A 20,016-nucleotide genomic window follows, 5' to 3' on the forward strand; every position below is an offset into this window, starting at 1 on the left:
AGTGGGCCTGGCCGAGATCACGGAGCGATCGTCGTCGGCCGGGGTCCGGCTCCACAACCCGGCGGCCAGATGGCGGGAACGGCCGGTGAAATGTCCGGACCTCCGGATCGCGACGCCGGTGTGCCGACGTACCTGCAGATCGTCAGGCAGGTCGAGCAGGCCCTGCGGCTCGGCGCGCTGCTGCCGGGGGACCGCCTGCCGACGGCGAAGGCGGTGGTCGCGCAGACCGCGGTCAACGTCAACACCGTGCTCAAGGCCTACCGCGAGCTCGAACGAGCCGGCCTCGTCGAGCCCCGGCCCGGGCTCGGCACGTTCGTCCTGCGATCGCTGGCTCGGCCGGAGTCCGAGGACGACGCGCGACTGCGGGTCGAGCTCGAGCAGTGGGTGGAACGGGCCGCGCGGGCCGGGCTGGGCAGGGAGGACGTCGACGCCCTGTTCGCCGACGTCCGCGACACGCACTTCCGGAGGGGGACGATACTGGCGTTCACGCTCGCCGCAGGCACCGGGCTGGTCGCGCGGGGCAACCTCGCACCGGTCGCCGTCGCCGGCTACGTCGCGGCCATGTTCGTGCTCGCGATCTTCGCGCGACCGCAGTACCTGCCCGCGGAGACCGTGCGGCAGGCCGTCGACTTCTCCCGGCCCGACGTGGGCATCAGGGACGTCCCCGGCTGGGCGGTCGGGCACCGGTGGCTCGACGCGCAGGGTGCCCCGCGCACCTACACCGGCTGCGACAACGGGAGCCGGACGGCCGGCGAGTGCCTGCGCGACGCCGGCGTCACCGGCTACGAGGTGCGCATCCAACCGGACAGCAGGTACTGGGCGTTCCAGCTCATCGAGACCGCGATCCTGCTCGCGCTGTCGGCCGTGGCGCTGGCGCTGACTCATCTGACGTGGGTCAGTGCACGATCTCGACGGCCGGGTCGAGCCGGACGTCGAGAACCAGCGGACGGCTGAGGTCGTCGAGAAGGCCCGCGGCGGCGTCGATGTCGGCGGTCTTGGTCACCGAGATCGCATCGGCGCCCATGCCCTCGGCGACCTCTCGGATGTCCGGCCAGGACATGTACGAGTGCTTCGGATCGATCCCGTGCCCCGCGAGCTTGCGGTACTCGGCGCCGTACGCGCCGTCGTCGAACACCAGCACGACGAGCGGGAGCCGCTCGCGGACCGCGGTGGCCAGCTCGGCCGGGTTCATCATGAAACCGCCGTCGCCGATGGCGCAGACCGTCGGGACGTCCGGGTGCGCCACCGCCATCCCGACCGAGCCGGCCAGTCCCAGCCCGATCGCGCCGAAGCCGCCCATCGCCGTGAAGCGGGAGGCCTCGGCGGTGTGGATGTACGGCCATGCGGCGTTCACGAACCGCCCGATGTCGGTGACGAGGTTGCGACGGACCGGGAGGACCTCGTCGAGCCGGATCGCCGCGGTGCGGATGTCGACCGTCCCGCCGTTGGAACGGTCCCGGAACTCCGCGCGCGGGTCGAACCCGGCGACCAGGCCCTGCGCCCGTTCGAGCCAACCGCGGTTCGGCCGATGGCCGGCTTCGCGCAGCAGCGCGGCGAGGTCCGTCGCCACGTCGTCGACGTCTCCCACGACGACCTCGTCGGGCGGCACGTACCAGCCGAACCGGCTCGGATCGTGATCAATCTGGACGATCTTCTTCCCGGCCGTGATCTCACCCCGCAGGGTGGTGTGCAGGTTCAGGCTCGCCCCGAACGCGATGACGCAGTCGGCCTCGGCCAGCACGGCCGACGCCGGCCCGTGCGCGAGGTTCCCGCAGATGCCCAGGTTGCCCGGATGCCCGAGGAACAGGTCCTTCGCCAGCACCGACGTCGCGAGCGGGGCACCGATGAGCTCGGCCAGCTCGGTCAGCGAACGCCCGGCGGCGGCCCGGACCGCACCCCGTCCGGCCAGGATCACCGGCCGCTCGGCCGAGGCGATCAGGCCCAGTGCGGAGTCGATCTGCGCCTCCCCGGCCGCGAACCGCTCCCGCCGCGCCGGTGCCCGCAACCGCACCGGGTCCGGAGCGGCGGGTGCGAGCAGGAAATCGTGCGGCACGTCGAGCAGGACCGGGCGGTCCGCCGCGACGATCCGCTGCAACGCCCGGCTCAGGTCCCGATGGAGGGACTCCGGTCGGTACACGCGCTCGAAGCCGGCACCCGCGGCCGCCGCCACCGCGGCGAGGTCGAGCCGCTGGAAGTGCGTCGGCTCCGCCGGAGTGGCCCCGGTGAGCAGCAGCACGTGGCTGCGGCTCCGCAACGCCTCGACCAGGCCGGTGAGCGCGTTCGTGACGCCCGGGCCGTGGGTGACGGTCGCCAGCCCGACGCGTCCGGTGGCCCGCGACCACGCGTCCGCCATCGCGACCGCACCCGTCTCGTGCGCGGCTGCGACGAAGCGCCCGCCGCCGTCCCGGAACGCCGTGATGTAGAGCATGTTCGCGTCGCCCATCAGCCCGAAGACCGGCGCCGCGGGCTGCTCGGACAGGGCCTCCGCCAATGCCTCGTACAGCTTCACGCCAAGGCACGCTAGATCGCGCGGCCGGGCAGCGCTCACCCTGACGGGCGAGGGCCGAGACCGGCGAGGAAGGTCTCGGCCGCGTCCTGGACCCGGTCCCGCTCGCCGGTGGTGAGGAGATCGAGCAGGAGCCCGCGGATCGTCGCGATCACCAGGGTGGCCCTGCGCTTCGCCGTCACGAGGTCGGCGCCCTGCCCCTGCGCCGCGCACAGCGCGGCCATCCAGTCGGACACGACCCGCTCCAGGAAGCCGCTGAACTGGTCCGGCGCCTGGAGAGCCCGGCCGTAGACGGCGAAGAACAGGCGGAACTCGGGGGCACGTCGCGGGTCCGAGGTGCGCTCCCAGGCCACTCGCGCCGCCGCCGCGAGGTCGTGTTGCTCACCGAGCAGGTCCCTGGTGGCCGCGAGGATGCGCTCCCGCAACCGCCCGAGGATGGCCACGAGCATCTGCTCCTTGGTGCCGAAGTGGTGCACCAACGTGTTGGTCGACACCCCGAGCGCCGCGGCGACGGGCCGCCACGACAGCTCGGAGAACCCCCGCTCCACCGCGTAGTCGACCACCGCGTCGAGCAGCTCGGCTCGCCGCTCGTGGTCGACCGGCCGGCCCGCCATCGCCACCTCCGGGTTGTTGGCACCGACGCACAATTCCTGGTACGAACGTTCAAAGAATAGCAGGACGATGGAGGTCCCCATGCATGTCTTCGTCACCGGGGCGTCGGGCTGGGTCGGGCGCGGGCTCGTCCCCGACCTGATCGCCGCCGGCCACCGGGTCACCGGCCTCGCCCGTTCCGACGCCGCAGCCGATGCGCTGCGGGCCGCGGGCGCCGGGGTCCGGGCCGGTTCGCTCGACGACCTCGACGTCGTGCGCGACGCCGCCGCTTCCGCCGACGGCGTCATCCACCTCGCGTTCAAGCACGACATCGCGTTCTCCGGCGACTACGCCGGCGCCAGCGCCGCCGACCGCGCGGTCATCGAGGCCCTCGGCGACGCGCTCGGCGGCAGCGACAAGCCGCTCGTCATCGCCGCCGGCATCCTCGGCGTGCTCGGCCTGGCGCCGGGAGAGGTCGCCACCGAACGCGACGGTCTCGCGGCGGCCGGCGGCGGCCGGATCGCGAACTCCCACTACGCGCTCGCGCTCGCGGACCACGGCGTCCGCTCCTGCGTCGTGCGGCTCCCACCGGCCACCCACGGCAATGGCGACAACGGGTTCATGACCACCGCGATCCGCTTCGCCCGGGAGAAGGGCGCCGCCGCCCACGTCGGCGACGGCGGCAACCGCTGGCCCGCCGTCCACCGCGACGACGCCGCGCGCCTGTTCCGCCTGGCGCTCGAATCCGCGCCGGCCGGGTCGGTACTGCACGCGGTCGGCGACGAGGGCGTACCGATTCGCGAGGTCGCCGAGGTCTTCGGCGAACACCTCCGCGCCCCGGTCGTCTCCGTCACCGCCGAGCAGGCCGGGGAGTACGTCGGCCTGCTCGGCCACTTCTGGAGCGTCGACGGCCCCGCCACGGCCGGGATCACCCGCGACCTGGTCGGGTGGGAGCCCACCCGACCAGGGCTGATCGCCGACCTGAAGGAGGGCCACTACTTCATCCCCCGACCCGGATAGCCGCGAGATCCGGCTCATCGCCCGCAACGGGGCGGATCCCGTGGTCTCGGACCGACCGATCACTCCGGCTGCGGGCTCGTCGCGTTCACGGCTCCGGCGGCACGCAGCGCGGCGATCCGCTCCTCGTCCAGCACCTCGGCCAGCACCTCCTGGGTGTGCTGGCCCACGAGGGGCGGCGCGTGCCGGAGCCGCCACGGCGTCCGCGACAGCCGGATCGGGCAGCCGATCAGTTCCAGCCGCCCGGCGGTCGGGTGCTCGACCTCGACGACGAGGTCGTGACCCTGCTCGCGCAGCTCGTCGACCGCCTCGACGGTGGTGCGCACCTTGGCGCACCACACCCCTGCGGGCAGCAGCAGGGCCAGCAGGTCGTCGACCGCGCGGGTGGCGGTCACCTCCTCCAGCCGCCGCTTGATCTCGTCACGGTCCGCCCACGGGTCGAGCGCACCGACGTCGGGGACGTCGAGCAGCCCGGCCACCTCGCCCACCGGGGCCATCGCCAGCGCCAGCCAGCCGTCGGCGGCGCGGTAGACGCCGAACGGCGCCGACAGCCAGGCCTGCCCGATCCCCTCCTCCGAGCGGTGCCACGCCTGGCGCTGGTTGACCATGGCGGAGATCTCCTGGCACTGCAGGGCGATCGCCGTGGAGTACAGGTCGACCTCGACGCGCTGCCCCACACCGTGGCGTTCGCGGGCGAACAGCGCGGCGAGGATCCCGTTGGCCAGCGTGAGCGCCGTCGACGCGTCCACGATGGCCGTGCCCGCAGGAGTGGGCGGGTCGCCGGCGCGGCCGCCGGCCGCGGCGAGCCCGGACATCGCCTGGATGAGCAGGTCCTGGCCGGGCCGGTTCTCGCGGGCGAAGGCGGTGTCCTGCCCCCAACCGGAGCCGGAGCAGTAGATGATGTCGGGCCGGACGGCCGCGAAGTCGTCGTAGCCCAGGCCCATCCGCGCCAGCACCCCGGGCCGGAAGTTCTCGACGACGACGTCGCACGTGGCGCCGAGCTCGAGCAGCGCGTCCCGGGCGGCCCCGGACTTGAGATCGATCGCGACGGACCGCTTGTTGCGGTTCATCGCGAGGAACGCCGCGGAGTCGCCCGCGACGAGGCCGCCCATCATCTCCAGGCCGCGTTCCCACTCACCGGACAGCCGCTCGATCTTGATGACGTCGGCGCCGAGGTCGGCCAGCATCTGCGTGCCGTACGGGCCGAGCATCATCTGGGTGAAGTCGAGGATGCGGACACCCTCCAGTGCAGCCGGCACGGTTCCTCCTTCGTGGGATGCGGTGGCGTCAGGCGTTCTTCGGGTTGCCGGAGGCGCGCCCGAAGACCGCCAGCAGCACCGCGGTACCGCCGACGATGACGGCGGAGATCACGAACGACATGCCCCACGAGCCGGTGGCGTCGACGATGTAGCCGAGCACGACGGGCGCGAAGATGCCGGCCAGGTTCGCGATGAAGTGCACGAACCCGGAGGCGGCCCCGAACCGGGCCGACGGGATGATCGGGCGGATGAGCGCGAAGAACTGCGCGCCGACGACGTAGAGGATGAAGACCGTCACCGCCATCAACGTGACGGCCGCTGCGGCCGAGCTCGCCGCACCCACCAGCCCGAACGCGAGCGCCACCAGCAGCAGCCCGACGACCGTGGTCCACTTCCGCGCCGCGAACAGGCCGACGCGCCGGCCCAGCGCATCGGTGAAGACGCCGCCGAGCGCCAGCCCGACGAACCCGCACAGCCACGGCACCGCCCCGGCGAAGGCGATCTCCGAGAGGTCCAGGCCGTACACGTCGTGCAGGAACGCGGGGAACCAGGTCAGGAACGTGTAGAGGACCCAGGAGTACCCGAAGTACGTGGCAGCGGTGGTGAGCACCAGCGGGATCCGCAGGTAGCTGCCCAGGCTGCGCTCCGACTCCCCCGCCTCCGTTGCCGCAGCGTGCTGACGCTCCTCCTCGGCCATCTCGGCGATCTCGGCCTGCCCGACCCTGGGGTGGACCGCGGGGCTGTCGCGCACCACGAACCACCAGCCGGCGAGGAAGAACACCCCGATCAGCCCGAGGATGATGAACGGCGCGCGCCAGTTGCCACCGGAAGCGGCGATGAGCGCGACGACGATCGGCGTGCCGACGGCCCCTCCGAGGGGCGTGGCCGCCTGTGACAGGCCCAGCGCGGTGCCCAGCCGGTGCTGCGGGAACCAGTTCGACATCGTCTTGGCGGTGACCGAGGCCTGCGGCCCCTCGCCGAAGCCGAACAGGAACCGGATCACCAGGAACGAGACGACACCGACCCCGGTCGCCGTCAGCGCGGTGAACAGCGACCACCAGCCGATCGCCCAGGCCATCACCTTCCGCGGCCCGAACCGGTCGGAGGTCCAGCCGCCGACGAAGCAGAACGGCGCGTAGCCGAGGAAGAAGACGGCCGAGATCCAGCCCCAGGTGCTGTTGGAGAAGCCGTACTCGGCGATGATGAGCGGCGCCGCCACCCCGATCGCCGCACGGTCGGCGTAGTTCAACCCGAGCACCAGGAAGTTCATGCTCAGGACGCCCCAGCGGTAGCGCAGGCCGTCACGACGGTCGCGCCCCGTGGCGGCCGGGCGGGATTCGGTGGACATGTCAGGGTCCTCTCAGGAAGTCACGGCCTGCTGGTGGCGATCCCGGATCTCGCGGCGGGACAGCTTTCCGGTGCTGGAGACGGGCAGCCGGTCGGCGAACTCGACCCGAACCGGCTTCTTGTAGCTCGCCAGCCGCTGCCGGCAGGCGTTCACGACGTCCTGCTCGGTCAGCGCGGCGCCCGCCCGCGGCACGACGACCGCCGCGACGGCCTCGCCCCAGCGTTCGTGGGGCACCGCGAACACCACGACCTCGTGCACGGCGGGCAGCTCCGCGATGGCGCGCTCCACCTCCGCCGGGTACACGTTGAACCCACCGCTGACGATCACGTCGCGGCGCCGGTCGACGAGGTACAGGTAGCCGTCGCCGTCGAGGTGCCCGACGTCGCCGGTGCGGAACCAGCCGTCGACCAGTACCTCTGCGGACTGCTCCGGCCGTCCCCAGTAGCCGGGCATCACGGCGTCGCCACGCACCCACACCTCGCCGTCGCGCACCGCCAGCTCCGCGGCCGCGACCGGGCGCCCGGCGGACGCGCGCCGGTCCCCGGCGACGGGCCGGTGGTCCGAGGGCGGTAGCACCGTCAGCGGGGCGAGTGCCTCGCTGAGGCCGTAGCACTGGTACAGCACGTCGCCGAAGACCTCGTACGCGCGGCCCAGCGCGGGTACCGAGATCGGCGCGCCGCCGTACGGGACGGCGCACAGACCCGTCGGCCGGGTGCCATCCGCCTCCGCCGCTGCGGTGAGGTCCTTGAGCATCGTGGGCACCAGCGGCAGCACGGTGACCCGGTGCTCGTCGAGCAGGCGGAGGACCCGCTCCGGCGCGAACGCCGCCACCGGCACGGCGGCGGCGCCGGCGAACGTGTAGGCCGAGCCGATCGACCCGCCGAAATGGCTCATCGGCGCGGTGTGCAGCACGACGTCGCCCGGCCCGCCGCGGGGAAGGGCCGACGAGATCGCGCCGAGCATGGCCGACCACGCCCGGTGCGTGACGATCGCGCCCTTGGGTTCGCCGGTCGTGCCGGACGTGTACATCAGCGCCGCCACGTCGTCCGGACCCGGTGCGGGCACATCCGGTTCACTCTCCGCGACGCCGGGGGCGACGAGCTCGGCCAGCGCGAGGTCGGCCTGACCCGCGGCGCCGTCCGCGGCGCACACGGCGCGCAGGCGGGGCAGGCCGGAGCGCGCGGCGGCCAGCGGCCCGAGGTGCGCCTGCTCGCACACCACCACGGTCGCGGCGCAGTCGGCGGCGATGCCGGCGATCTCGCGGCCGTGCAGCCGGCTGCTCACCGCCACCCGCACCAGGCCGGTCAGGAACAGCGCGTGCTCCACGGCGAGCAGCTCGGGCCGGTTCCGCAGGGCGACGACGACCCGGTCACCGGGACGCGCGCCCAGCGCGAGCAGCCGGTGGGCGACCCGCCGCGCCGCCGCACCCAGGTGGGCGAACGTCTGCCAGGCGGCGCCGTCGAACACCGCCGGGTGCTCGGCGTACCGGTCGTGCGCACGCCGGGCCAGGTGCGCGAGCGTGCTCACGATGCCGGTCCGCACAGCTCTCGCCACAGCTCGGCGAGCGCGGTCGCCGTCCCCGCGGCGGGCTCCCGGCGGACCATCCGCTCGTGCAGCAGCTCGCCCGCCCGGCGCTGGAACAGCGGGTAGCCGGGGGCGCGGCCGCGCAGGAACGCGGCGTCCAGGGTGCGCAGGGTGTCGGTGAAGAACCCGGAGGTGAGCTCGTTGGCGCCGGGGTCGGTCCAGGCGCTGCGGTGCGCCGGCTGGCCGCCCGAGCGCAGGAAGGTCCCGGTCTGGCAGCGCGGCGAGACGATCCAGCCGGCGAGCGCGGCGGCGGCCGGGACGTCGGCGCAGCGCGCCGAGAGCGCCAGCCCGACCCCGCCGAGCATCGTCCCGGCCGGCTCGGGACCCGGCGACGGGGCGTCGGCGAACCGGACCTGCTGCTGGGCGTAGCCGGGGCGCGCGTAGTTGGAGTAGCCGAAGACCAGCGGCACGTACGCGATCGGCGCCCCGGCGGCCATCGCATCGAGCGAGGTGATCGGGTCGCGCTTCAGCGAGATCGGGTCGACCCGCTCCAGCAACGTCGCGAGCAGGCCCAACGCGGATGTGGCGACGTCGACGTCGATGCCGCCGCCGGCCCACCAGGCCGGCCGACCCTGCGGGCCCGGACCGGTCAGCTCCGCGGGCGCCAGGTGGTGGCACAGCGAGACGAAGCTCGCGAACAGGTGCGTGGGGTTGGCCGGCAGCTCGGCCACCACTCCGGCCGGCAGCGCGTCCAGCAGCGCGAACACCTCCTCCCACGTCCGCGGCGGCGGGCCGGGGAGCAGGTCGGGGCGGTAGGCGCTCACCTGGGCCGCGGCGTCCATGGCCAGCGCCCACTGGTGGCCGCCCCACCGGTAGCTCGCCGCGCTCGGACCGACGCTCTGCTCCTGTGCCTGCAACACCTCGGGCGGCAGCACCTCGTCGACGGGCAGCAACGCCCCGGACGCGGCGGCCTCGCCGACGAACGGGTGGTCGATCGCGATCAGGTCGAACCGCTCCGCCAGCTCGACCACCGGCACGTCCTCGAACTCCTGCAACGACCGGGCCGCCCACTCGACCGTCACCTCGGGGTGCGCGCGGCCGAACTCCTCGGCCGCGGCGAGCACCGAAGCGACACCACGGGGGTGGCTCCAGGTCATTCCGCGCAGGTGCGGCATGGACACTCCTCAGGTGAACCGATTTAGCGCCAGGTCGGGTCAAACGTATTACCAGCCCGCCGCTCGCCCGGTCAAGTTCGCGTGGGGAACGCCCCGGCGCGGGTTGACAGGCATGGAGCACGCTGTCACGCTACCTCGCGTTAAATCGAATTACCACATGGAGGTTCGGCCGATGACCGCTCCCGGCCCCGCCGAGCACCGTGTCCACCAGAACCTCGTCGAGACGCGAGCCGACGGCGTCGCCGTGCTGCGCGTCGACCGGGACGAGGCGCTGGGCGCGCTGTCCCGGGGCATGGTGGAGGCCCTGGGCCACTACCTCGCGGCGCTGCGCTCGGACGAGGCCGTGCGGGTCCTGGTGCTCACCGGAACCGGCCGCGGGTTCGTCGCCGGCGCCGACATCGGCGAGTACCACGGCGTCGGCCGCACCGCGTTCGACGACTACCAGAAGCTGTCCCGCGGGGTGTTCGACCAGCTCGCGCAGCTGCCGCAACCGACGATCGCGGCCGTCAACGGCTACGCCCTCGGCGGCGGGTTCGAGGTGGCCCTGTGCTGCGACTTCATCGTCGCCTCCAGCGCCGCCCGGTTCGGGCTGCCGGAGGTCACGCTCGGGCTGCTGCCCGGCGGCGGCGGCACCGTCCGGCTGGCCCGCGCCGTCGGGGCGCGGGTCACCAAGGAGCTGGTGCTGACCGGGCGGCGGATGAAGCCGCCGGAGGCGCAGCAACTCGGCTTGCTCACCGCACTCGTCGAACCGGACGAGCTGCTCCCCCGGGCACTCGAACTGGCCGGCGAGATCGCCCGGCAGGCACCGCTGGCCGTCCGGGAGGGCAAGCGCCTGGTCGACGACGGCTTGGACAGCGGTCTCACCACCGCGCTCACCCGCGAGCAGCAGGTGCTGTCGTGGCTGTTCACCACCGAGGACGCCCGGGAGGGTGTGGCGAGCTTCGTGGAGAAGCGCGACGCGGTGTTCCACGGCCGTTGACGCGGCGGATGGGCGGCTACCGATCCCCGCGCAGGCAGCTGGTCACCATGGCGACCAGCTCGTTCTCGAGCCTCTCGACGGGGATGGCCCGCGGGGCGCACGTTCACCTCCACGGTGAACAGGATGATGTCCGCGGCGACGTCGGGGTCGCCGGCCCGGATGTCGGGGTGCCGGACGATGACGTCGCGGAGCTGGGCCGTACGCGGCTTCCCGTGGCGGTCGATCGTGTCGCGGACCAGCGCCCGTACCGTCGCCTCCAGCGTCCCGGGCGAGAGGTCGAGCTCGTCGACATCGGTCCAGGTGCCGCGATCGATCTGCTGGATCAGGAGCTCGGCGAGGATCGCGTCCTTGTTCGGGAAGTACTGGTACAGGGAGCCGATGGAGATGGGGGCACGCCCGGCGATGCGGTTGGTGGTGCCGGCGGCGTAGCCGCGCTCGGCGAGAACGTGAGCAGCAGCGGTGAGGATGCGCTCACGCGTCAGCTCGGCGCGCACCTGACGAGGCTCCGACGTGGCTCCGAGCGGCGATCCGCCGACGGCATCCCGGTCCTCCTCGAGGGCGGCAAAGCGAGTGGCAAACACCGGTGCGGCGCGCCTACTCCGCGTCGCCGGCGCCCGGGGCACCGCGGTTGGAGGTCACGGTCAAGCACGTCGACGGCGGCCGGTTCTCCACCCACGTCCACCGGAACCTGCGCGCCGGGGTCCGGCTGTCCCTGCGCGGTCCGTCCGGGGCGTTCCACGCCGATCCGGCGGCGGCGCACGACGTCGTCCTGGTGGCCGCGGGCACCACGAGCGCTACACCAGCGGGGCGGACCCGACCACCACGGTCACCGCGCCGCAGCTGATGACCGTCGAGGACGGGGCGCACGACCTCGGCTCCGTGGTGGTCGAGCCGGGCCGGACGCTTCTCGACGCCGGGCTCGCCGCGGGACTGCCGATGCCGGACTCGTGCACGGTCGGCAACTGCGGGGACTGCATGGTGAAGCTCCGCGGCGGGGAGGTCGCGATGAACGGGCCGAACTGCCTGACGCCGCAGCAGCGGGCCGACGGCTACGTCCTGACGTGCGTGGGCTGCCCGCTGTCGAAGGTCATCCTGGACATCACCGAGCCCGGTGGTGATCTCCCCTGACCCGTCGGGTCCGGGCCTCCGGGGGCGGACCAGGGGCGTCCCTGATGGTTTCGCGCGATGCTGATCGCAGGATTGGTGGTGTCCGGTTCACGACCCACTGCAGAACGCAGAGAGGAACGATCAGCAATGGATTCCATCCACTCGACCTTCCGCCAGGCAGGCCTCGTCCGGCCGGAGGACGGCCGGGTACTGGCCGGGGTGTGCGCCGGGTTGGGCCGCCGCCTCGGACTCGACCCGTGGCCCGCGAGGCTGCTGTTCGTCCTGATCCTCCTGATCGTGCCGGGGAGCCAGCTGCTGCTCTACCCGATCCTGTGGATCCTGATGCCGAACGAGGCACCGGAGGCCGGGTTCGCTTCGGAGGACGAGAACCCCGCTGCGGCGTGATCGGCCGGTGATTGACGGCGAGTCGGCGGGTGGCTGACAGTAGCCCGCATGACCCGTGATGCCTGGGACGTGATCGTGGTGGGCGCGGGATCGTCCGGTGTTCCGCTGGCGGTCCGGCTCGCGACGGAGGGGCGACGGGTCCTGCTGCTGGAGGCGGGACCGGACTACCGGTCCGACGAGATGCCCGAGGTGTGGCGTTCGCCGAACCCGATCCGGGCGTTGACCGACCCGGATGCCGGCCGCGACCTGGTCTGGTCCGGCCTGCTCTCGACCAGGACGGACAAGCAGGAGGCGGCCCTGTACTGGCGGGGTCGCGGCACCGGTGGCAGCTCCGCGATCAACGGGCAGATCGCGATCCGGCCGCCGATGGAGGACTTCGAGGACTGGGTCCGGTGGGGATGCACGGGTTGGTCGCCCGCCGACGTGCTGCCCCACTTCCGTCGCTCGGAGGACGACGAGCAGTTCGGCGACGCCCCGTACCACGGCCGGGGCGGGCCGACCCCGATCCACCGGATGCCGCAGGAGGCGTGGGGTTCGGTGGACACCGCGCTGCGTGCCGCCGCCCTCTCGGCGGGTCACGGGTGGGCGGAGGACGTCAACGCACCCGGTGCGGTGGGGGTGTCCCCCTACCCGATCAACTCCCGCGGCGGCCGGCGGGTGACCGTCAACGACGGCTACCTCGAGCCCGCGCGGGGGTCCGCGAACCTGACGGTCCGCGGTGACGCGCTGGTCGACCGGGTCCTGATCGACGGGGGCCGGGCCGTGGGGGTGCGCTACCTGTCGGGCGGCTCACCGGTCGAGGAGCGGGCGGATCTCGTCGTGCTCAGCGCCGGCGCCGTGCACTCCCCTGCGGTGCTGATGCGCTCGGGGATCGGCCCGGCGGGCCATCTGCGCTCGTTCGGCATCGACGTGGTCGCGGACCTGCCGGTCGGGCACGGGCTGCAGGACCATCCGATGGCCGGCGTGGCGATCCCGCTCGACGAGGCCTCGGCCATCCGCACCCCCGACGATCGGCACACGAACGTCTGCGTCCGCTACAGCAGCGGGCAGGCCGACGCGGGTCCGCTCGACATGATGCTCGTGTCGCTCAACCAGAACGTGCTGGCCATGGGGAGCGCCGACATCCGGTTCGGCGCCGGCTCGTTCGGGGTGTGGGTCAACCGGGCCTGGTCACGCGGATCGATCACGCTGACCTCGACGGACCCGGCAGCCCAGCCCGAGGTGCGCGAGGCCATGCTCTCCGACGAGCGCGACCTGGCGCGGCTGCGTGCGGGCATCCGGGCCCTCGTCGAGATGGCCCGGGGCGACGCCGTCGCCGCGATCTCCGACGGCCCGGTCGACCGTGCCAACACCGCGCTGCTGTCCGCGCTCGACGACGACGCCCGGCTCGACGACCACCTGCTCGCCACCGCGGCCGACACCCAGCACGCCACCAGCACCTGCCGGATGGGGAACCCCGGCGACCCCACCACGGTCGTCGACCCGGACTGCCGGGTGCTCGGCGTCGAGGGTCTCCGCGTCGTCGACGCCTCGATCTTCCCGTCCGTACCCCGCGCCAACACGAACCTGACCGCGATCATGGCGGGCGAGCTGATGGCCGACCGGCTCAGCACTATGGAGCCGTAGTGCTGATTTAACGGCCTGCAGATCGCGTTATGGCTCCATAACGCGCTCCACGGCTCCATTGGCCCGTCAGGGGGTAGCGTGCTCGGCGGTCAATACGCTCCCCGCCGAAAGGGCCACCTCATGCCTGACGCCCTGATCGTCGCGCCCATCGCCGCCCTGGCCGTGGTGGACATCGCTCTCGCTCTTCTCAAGCGCCGGGTCGGCGCACCGTCGGTGTCGCGGGCAAGCCGCGGCTGACTCCTCGCGCACGGCGAGCCCCCACCGGGGTTGTCGTCGTGTACCGCGATGTATACCGTCGTACACATTGCGTTCACCACAGGAAGGTCAGCGATGACCCGGAACTCGGCGGCCGACACGGACGGGCACGGTGCGACCCGGATGCGGCGGCGGGTCGTCCGCGCGAGCTTCATCGGCACGGCGATCGAGTGGTACGACTTCTACCTCTACGGCACCGCCTCGGCGCTGATCTTCAACCGGCTGTTCTTCCCCGCCTTCGACCCCGCCGTCGGCACCATCGCCGCGTTCGGCACCTTCGCCGCCGGGTTCCTCGCCCGCCCGATCGGCGGCGTCGTCTTCGGCCACTTCGGCGACCGCCTGGGCCGGAAGCGGATGCTCATCTGGAGCCTCGTCGGCATGGGCGTCGCGACGTTCCTCGTCGGCCTCCTGCCCACCTACGGGCAGATCGGCATGGCCGCCCCGGCGCTGCTCGTCGTGCTGCGCCTGCTCCAGGGGTTCGCCGTCGGTGGCGAGTGGGGCGGCGCGGTGCTCATGTCGGTCGAGCACGCGGAGAAGGGTCGGCGCGGCCTCGCCGGCAGCTGGACGCAGACGGGGTCACCGGCGGGCCTGGTGCTGTCCACCGTGGCGTTCGGTCTGGTGTCGCTCCTCCCGGACGACCAGTTCACGTCGTGGGGCTGGCGCCTGCCGTTCCTGTTCAGCGCGATCCTGGTGGTCGTTGGCCTGTTCATCCGGCTGCGTGTCGTCGAGAGCCCCACCTTCGCGGCCGTGGAGAAGGCCGGACGGACGTCCACGATGCCGCTGCTCGACGCGCTCCGCCGCCACCCGCTCAACATCCTGCTCGCCATCGCGACCTGTCTCGCGCCGTTCGTGAACTTCTACCTGTTCGCGACGTTCATGCTCACGTACGCCACCACCGACCTGGGGATCGCGCGCGCCGTCGCGCTGACGATCGTCGCGGTCGCCGGCGCGGTCGAGATCGTCACCACCCCGCTCGCCGCGGCACTGTCCGACCGGTTCGGTCGCCGCCCGGTGTTCCTCACCGGCACCGTGCTCCTCGCGATCTACGCCTACCCGTTCTTCCTGGTCAACGAGGCGGCCCGGTCCCCCGTCGTCCTGGGCATCACCTGCGTCGTGGGTCTCTCGCTGATCCACCCGCTCATGTACGGGCCGCTGGCCACGCTGTTCGCCGAGCTCTTCTCGCCCGAGGTCCGCTACAGCGGCGCGTCGCTCGGCTACCAGATCGGCGGCATCCTCGGCGGCGGGTTCGCGCCCCTGATCCTCACCGCGCTGCTCGCCACCGGCGCCGGCGCGACCCGCGCGATCCCGCCGTACATCATCGCCGTGTCGCTGCTCACCTTCGTCGCCGTCTGGGTCGCCACCGGGCCGGGGCGCCGCTTCGAGGACGACGAGGTCGGGGCCGCCGCCCCGACCGAGGCCGTCTCGTGACGGCGCCCTTCGACGACGCGCCCGCCTGGATCCGCCGCTGCGACACCGATCCCGAGCTCCGGGTCGCCGGCCGCGACGCCGCCGTGACGTTCGCGGTGCGGTGCGGCGGGGCGCGGGTCGTGGTCGCATGCGACCGTGGCCGGTTCGCCCTCGGCGGGCCGGCGCCGGACTTCGAGCTCGTCGCGACGCCCGACGCGTGGGCCCGGTTCCTCGCACCCGAACCGGAGCCCTGCTACCACCACTTCCTGGCGATGCGCATGCGCGTCCCCGGCACCGCCGTCGAGGGGGACGAGCGCGCCTATGCGCAGCACGCCCGGATCGCCCACCGGGTGCTGGCGCTCGGCCGCGAGCAGCTGCACGGCCCGCCCACGCCCGACCCCGACCCGGTGATCGACCGCTCCGGGATCAGCGAGCGGTACGTCACGGTCGAGGTGGAGGGCACGCAGGTCGACATCCACGTCGCCAGGGCCGGCACCGGCACCCCGCTGCTCGTGCTGCACACCGCCGGTGCCGACTCGCGGCAGGCGCACGCCCTGATGTCGGACGCCGCCCGCGCCGCGCACGAGGTGATCGCGTTCGACCTGCCCGGGCACGGCTCCTCCGGCCGCCTCCCGGGCCCGATCGGGTCGTGGACGCTGACGACGCGCCGGTACGGCGACACGGTCCTCGCGGTCGTCCGGGCGCTCGGCCTCGACCGCCCGATCCTGCTGGGCGCCTCGATGGCCGGCGAGGTCTGCCTCGAGCTGGCCTACCGGGCGCCGGAGGTGTTCCGCGGCGTGATCGCCTGCGAGGCGAGCGAGAAGGTGCCCGGCCGGACCACCCCGTGGGCCCGGGACCCGCGCGTCGACACCGCGACGTTCGTGCCCGAGTGGATCGCCGGGCTGATCGGCCCGCGCAGCCCCAGGTCCTGCCGGGAGGACATCCTCTGGACCTACTCGCAGGGCGGCGCGGGCACGTTCGCCGGGGACATCGACTTCTACAGCGGCGACTGGGACGGCACCGCCAAGGTTCCGCACATCGACACCCGCACCTGCCCGGTGGTCATGATGACCGGGGAGTACGACTACTCGTGCACGCCGGAGATGTCCGGGCAGACCGCCGCGCGCATTCCCGGCGCGGTGTTCTGGGAGATGCCCGGGCTCGGGCACTTCCCCATCTGCGAGAACCCGGCGGCGTTCGCACCCCATCTCGACCGTGCGCTCCAGCACCTCGGAGGACCCCATGACTGAGACGCGGATGCTCATCGGCGGCACCCAGCCCGAGGTCGACCCCGCGCGGTCGATCACGGTGACCAGCCCCGTAGACGGCCGGGAGCTCGGCCGCATCGCCGACGCGACGGCCGACCAGGTCCGCGACGCCGTCACGGCGGCGGCGGACGCCTTCCGGACGTGGCGCCGGACCTCGGGCGCCGAGCGCGCCCGGCTCATGCACGCCCTCGCCGACCTCATCGAACGCGACGCCGAGGACCTGGCACGGCTGGAGACCTCCGACAACGGCAAGCTCCTGCGGGAGACCCGCACGCAGGCCCGGTTCGCGGCCCGCAACTACCGCTTCTTCGCCGGGCTCGCGGACAAGATCCACGGCCGCACGGTGCCGCTCGACGCGTGGGACACGTTCGACTACACGGTCCGCGAGCCCGTCGGCGTCGCCGCGCTGATCACCGCATGGAACTCCCCGATGCAGCTGCTGGCCAACAAGCTCGCGCCGGCACTGGCCGCCGGCTGCACCGTCGTGGTCAAGCCGAGCGAGCTGGCCCCGCTGACCACGCTGCGGCTGCCCGGGCTGGTGGCCGAGGCGGGCTTCCCGGAGGGCGTGATCAACGTCGTCACGGGCGGTGCGGAGGCCGGCGGCGCGCTCACCACCGACGCGCGGCTGGGCCGGATCAGCTTCACCGGCTCGGTCGAGACCGGCCGGGCGATCCAGCGCGCCGCGACGGAGGCGCTCGTCCCGGTGACGCTGGAGCTGGGCGGGAAGTCCGCCAACATCGTGTTCGACGACGCGGACCTCGAGCGGGCGGTGCCGGGCGCGGTGGCCGGCATCTTCGGCGCCGGCGGCCAGACCTGCATCGCCGGCAGCCGGCTGCTGGTCCACGAGCGCGTCCACGACCGGCTCGTCGAGCGGGTCGCCGAGACCGCCCGCCGCATCGTGCTCGGCGACCCCACCGACGCCGCCACCCAGATGGGCCCGGTGGCGAGCCAGGCGCAGCGGAGCAGGATCCTCGCCCGCATCGACCGCGCCCGCAACGACGGGGCCCGGCTGCTGACCGGTGGCGGGGTCCCCGACGACGCCGCTCTCGCGTCCGGATCGTTCGTCGAGCCGACGGTCTTCGCGCACGTCGACCCGGCGTCGGACCTCGCCCAGCAGGAGGTCTTCGGGCCCGTGCTCGCCACCCACCGGTTCGCCGACGAGGAGGAGGCCGTCGCCATCGCGAACGGGACCGAGTACGGCCTCGCCAGCGGCATCTGGACCTCGGACGTCTCCCGGGCGCACCGGGTGGCGCGCGAGCTCGCCGCGGGCACGGTGTGGGTGAACACCTACCGCTACAGCGCGGCGCAGGCCCCCTTCGGCGGTGTGAAGAGGTCCGGGTACGGCCGTGAGCGCGGCGTCGAGGCCGTCGACGAGTACCTGCAGACCAAGAACGTGCTCATCGACCTCTCCGACGAGGTCCGGGACCCGTTCGCGATCAAGGCATGACGGAGGCCGGTATGACCAGCGCCCGGATCGGCCTCTGCGGCCTCGGCCAGATGGGGCTGCCCGTCGCGGCCCGCCTGGCCACGGCGCACGAGGTCCTCGCGTACGACATCAGCGAGGAGCGGCGCGCACTGGCCGCCGCGCACGAGCGGGTCACCGGCACCGACCGGCTCGACGCCCTCGCCGCGTGCGACACGGTCGTGCTGTGCCTGCCCAACCCGGCCGTGTCCCGGGCGGTGCTCGGCGATCTGGCCGGCACGATCGCCCGGGGCACCCTCGTCGTCGAGACGAGCACCGTCCTGCCGCACGACGTGCGCGAGTGGGCGACGATGCTGGCCCCGGCCGGCGCGCGGGTGCTCGACGCGGCGATCCTCTCCGGCGTCGGGCAGATGGCGAGCGGCACCGCCACGCTGCTCGTCGGCGGGGACGCGGCTGACGTCGACGCCGCCCGCAGCGTCCTCGACGCCCTCGGCGGCGCCGGCTGGTCCCGGTTCGGCGACCTCGGCGCCGGGATGGCGGCCAAGGTCGTCAACAACGGCGTCGCCCACGCCGTCATGGTCGTCCTCGTCGAGGCGTTCGCCATGGCGCGGGCGGAGGGCATCGACCTCGCGGACGTGGCCGCCGTCCTCGAACGGCCCGACGGCGGCCTGGTGCGCCCGCTGACCCACCGCGTCATGGAGCGGATGGCGCGCGGCGACTACGAGGGCGGCATGCCGCTGGAGGCGGCGCGCAAGGACTCCACGCTGGCCCTCGCCATGGCGCAGCGGTCGGGCACGCCGCTGTTCGCGACCCAGGCCGCCCAGACCGTCTACGACCTGGCCCTCGCGGCCGGCCTCGGGCGGGCCGACTACGCCGCCATCGCCAAGCTCTGGGAGGACTGGGGCGGCGCGCCGCTGACCTACGAACCGAGGTCCTGAGCAGAGCTTGTGGTGCAGGGCCATGCCCACACCTCCCGCAAGACGTTCCGCACCGCGTACATGATCCGGCTGCCGGCGCCGGTTCTCGGCACGATCCAGAGCCTCCTAACCGGCAAAATAGTCTTGACAGGTTAGTTCGGCGGGTGCTTCGCTCTACCTGCGGCAGCGCGCGACAGCAGTCGGCGGACCAGGCGGCCGCGGCACCACCGAGCACCGGAGGACCTGGATGCGCACGCCGAGAACCATGAGCGAGCCGATCATCGAGACCGGCTTCCACGCCGGGGAGCTGGCAGTGCAGCAACGGGCCGGCGTGCGCGCCGAGGCCGACCGGCTGGAGGGCATGCTCGCCCCGGCCCACCTGTCCAGCGGGATGGGCCGGTTCCTGGCCGCACGGCGGTTCGCCGCACTCACCGCGCGCGACCACGACGGCCGGCTGTGGATCTCCCCATTGGTGGGACCGGCCGGGTTCCTCCGCGGCGACGGCGACGTCCTCCACGTCGCCGCGACGCCGGCGACGTCCGATCCGCTGCACCTGCTCACACCCGGGCAACCGGCGGGACTCATCGCCATCGAGTTCGCCCTCCGTCGCCGCCTTCGGATCAACGGCCGGCTCGTCGGGACCTCGCCACGCGGGTTCGCGATCGACACCGAGCAGGCGTTCGGGAACTGCCCGTCCTACATCCAGCAGCGCGACCTGGCCCCGGCCTCCGCGGTCGCGGGGCCCGGCGATCCGCCGTCGCCGAGCCCCGGCCGGCGCGCGTTGAGCGATGCGGAGCGGGCGCTCGTCAGCAGCAGCAACACGTTCTTCCTCGGCACCGCACACCCCACCCGCGGCGCTGACGCGTCCCACAAAGGAGGCCCTCCCGGCTTCGTCCGCCTCGACGGCGACGGCCTGTGGTGGCCGGACTACGCCGGCAACAACCTGTTCAACTCGATGGGGAACATCGCCGCCAACCCCGAGGCGGCGCTGCTGTTCATCGACTTCGGGACCGGCGCCACCGTCCAGCTCTCCGGAACCGCGCGCGTCGAGTGGACCGAGGTCGGAGCGCCGGGCGACGACGGGCACACCGGACGCCGGGTCCGGTTCGATCCGCATGCGGTGGCGCCCGGCGCCACCGTGCCGCTGCGCGCGGGCCGGAGCGTGCCGTCCCCGCACAACCCCGCGCTGCGGTAGCCGTCACGGCGACC

General features: G+C 73.3%; 17 protein-coding genes and 2 pseudogenes. 12 read left to right on the forward strand and 7 right to left on the reverse strand.

Features of this window, described 5'->3' with window-relative positions:
- Positions 1 to 90 precede the first annotated feature (90 nt).
- A pseudogene (locus ACU436_RS05230) lies at positions 91 to 465 on the forward strand (GntR family transcriptional regulator); the annotation flags it as partial.
- Between the two features lie 430 nt (positions 466 to 895).
- Here the strand turns inward: ACU436_RS05230 and ACU436_RS05235 are convergent.
- Complete coding sequence (locus ACU436_RS05235) at positions 896 to 2,509, reverse strand: thiamine pyrophosphate-binding protein (protein WP_459022142.1); 1,614 nt, start codon at positions 2,507 to 2,509, stop codon at positions 896 to 898.
- Positions 2,510 to 2,544: 35 nt separating this feature from the next.
- The gene (locus ACU436_RS05240; RefSeq protein WP_459022143.1) at positions 2,545 to 3,120 is read right to left on the reverse strand and encodes a TetR/AcrR family transcriptional regulator; all 576 of its coding nucleotides are present in this window, start codon (positions 3,118 to 3,120) and stop codon (positions 2,545 to 2,547) included.
- 79 nt (positions 3,121 to 3,199) lie between these two features.
- Between ACU436_RS05240 and ACU436_RS05245 the strand changes: the two genes are divergently transcribed.
- Positions 3,200 to 4,117, forward strand: a complete 918-nt coding sequence (locus tag ACU436_RS05245) for an SDR family oxidoreductase (protein ID WP_459022145.1) — start codon at positions 3,200 to 3,202, stop codon at positions 4,115 to 4,117.
- 59 nt (positions 4,118 to 4,176) lie between these two features.
- On the opposite strand, the gene ACU436_RS05250 is transcribed toward ACU436_RS05245, so the two are convergent.
- Genes ACU436_RS05250 through ACU436_RS05265 form a run of 4 tightly spaced genes read right to left on the reverse strand, consistent with a single transcriptional unit; the run spans position 4,177 to position 9,420 of the window.
- Positions 4,177 to 5,373 carry a CaiB/BaiF CoA transferase family protein gene (locus ACU436_RS05250; protein WP_459022147.1) on the reverse strand — a complete coding sequence of 399 codons (1,197 nt, stop codon included), beginning with the start codon at positions 5,371 to 5,373 and terminating at the stop codon, positions 4,177 to 4,179.
- Between the two features lie 28 nt (positions 5,374 to 5,401).
- On the reverse strand, positions 5,402 to 6,721 hold the full coding sequence (locus ACU436_RS05255) for an MFS transporter (protein WP_459022149.1): 1,320 nt from the start codon (positions 6,719 to 6,721) through the stop codon (positions 5,402 to 5,404).
- Between the two features lie 12 nt (positions 6,722 to 6,733).
- Positions 6,734 to 8,248 (reverse strand): class I adenylate-forming enzyme family protein, encoded by a 1,515-nt coding sequence (locus ACU436_RS05260; RefSeq protein ID WP_459022151.1) that lies wholly within the window; start codon positions 8,246 to 8,248, stop codon positions 6,734 to 6,736.
- The gene (locus ACU436_RS05265) at positions 8,245 to 9,420 is read right to left on the reverse strand and encodes an extracellular solute-binding protein (RefSeq protein ID WP_459022152.1); all 1,176 of its coding nucleotides are present in this window, start codon (positions 9,418 to 9,420) and stop codon (positions 8,245 to 8,247) included. The genes ACU436_RS05260 and ACU436_RS05265 overlap by 4 nt, the downstream gene beginning before the upstream one ends.
- A gap of 172 nt (positions 9,421 to 9,592) precedes the next feature.
- Here ACU436_RS05265 and ACU436_RS05270 point away from each other — a divergent pair, with 172 nt between their 5' ends.
- Positions 9,593 to 10,399 carry an enoyl-CoA hydratase/isomerase family protein gene (locus ACU436_RS05270; protein WP_459022154.1) on the forward strand — a complete coding sequence of 269 codons (807 nt, stop codon included), beginning with the start codon at positions 9,593 to 9,595 and terminating at the stop codon, positions 10,397 to 10,399.
- A gap of 386 nt (positions 10,400 to 10,785) precedes the next feature.
- Here ACU436_RS05270 and ACU436_RS05275 read toward each other — a convergent pair.
- Positions 10,786 to 11,022, reverse strand: a pseudogene (locus tag ACU436_RS05275) (hypothetical protein); the annotation flags it as partial.
- Between ACU436_RS05275 and ACU436_RS05280 the strand changes: the two are divergent.
- The 9 genes from ACU436_RS05280 (at position 10,983) to ACU436_RS05320 (ending at position 20,002) form a co-directional block, all read left to right on the forward strand.
- Complete coding sequence (locus ACU436_RS05280) at positions 10,983 to 11,243, forward strand: FAD-binding oxidoreductase (RefSeq protein ID WP_459022156.1); 261 nt, start codon at positions 10,983 to 10,985, stop codon at positions 11,241 to 11,243. The pseudogene ACU436_RS05275 and the gene ACU436_RS05280 overlap by 40 nt on opposite strands.
- Positions 11,243 to 11,527 carry a 2Fe-2S iron-sulfur cluster-binding protein gene (locus tag ACU436_RS05285; protein WP_459022158.1) on the forward strand — a complete coding sequence of 95 codons (285 nt, stop codon included), beginning with the start codon at positions 11,243 to 11,245 and terminating at the stop codon, positions 11,525 to 11,527. Before ACU436_RS05280 ends, ACU436_RS05285 begins: the two co-directional genes overlap by 1 nt.
- 126 nt (positions 11,528 to 11,653) lie before the next feature.
- Complete coding sequence (locus ACU436_RS05290; RefSeq protein WP_459022160.1) at positions 11,654 to 11,911, forward strand: PspC domain-containing protein; 258 nt, start codon at positions 11,654 to 11,656, stop codon at positions 11,909 to 11,911.
- Positions 11,912 to 11,959: 48 nt separating this feature from the next.
- Complete coding sequence (locus tag ACU436_RS05295; RefSeq protein ID WP_459022162.1) at positions 11,960 to 13,537, forward strand: GMC family oxidoreductase; 1,578 nt, start codon at positions 11,960 to 11,962, stop codon at positions 13,535 to 13,537.
- A 330-nt stretch (positions 13,538 to 13,867) separates the two neighbouring features.
- Entirely contained in the window at positions 13,868 to 15,220 is a 1,353-nt protein-coding gene (locus ACU436_RS05300; protein ID WP_459022164.1) for an MFS transporter, read from the forward strand.
- Positions 15,217 to 16,449, forward strand: a complete 1,233-nt coding sequence (locus tag ACU436_RS05305; protein WP_459022166.1) for an alpha/beta fold hydrolase — start codon at positions 15,217 to 15,219, stop codon at positions 16,447 to 16,449. The genes ACU436_RS05300 and ACU436_RS05305 overlap by 4 nt, the downstream gene beginning before the upstream one ends.
- Complete coding sequence (locus ACU436_RS05310) at positions 16,442 to 17,914, forward strand: aldehyde dehydrogenase (RefSeq protein ID WP_459022168.1); 1,473 nt, start codon at positions 16,442 to 16,444, stop codon at positions 17,912 to 17,914. The genes ACU436_RS05305 and ACU436_RS05310 overlap by 8 nt, the downstream gene beginning before the upstream one ends.
- 11 nt (positions 17,915 to 17,925) lie before the next feature.
- A complete protein-coding gene (locus tag ACU436_RS05315) occupies positions 17,926 to 18,828 on the forward strand; it encodes an NAD(P)-dependent oxidoreductase (protein WP_459022170.1) in 903 nt (300 codons plus the stop codon).
- A gap of 244 nt (positions 18,829 to 19,072) precedes the next feature.
- Positions 19,073 to 20,002 (forward strand): pyridoxamine 5'-phosphate oxidase family protein, encoded by a 930-nt coding sequence (locus tag ACU436_RS05320; protein WP_459022172.1) that lies wholly within the window; start codon positions 19,073 to 19,075, stop codon positions 20,000 to 20,002.
- Positions 20,003 to 20,016: the final 14 nt, after the last annotated feature.

The sequence above is a fragment of the Pseudonocardia wallangbongensis genome (assembly GCF_054486945.1).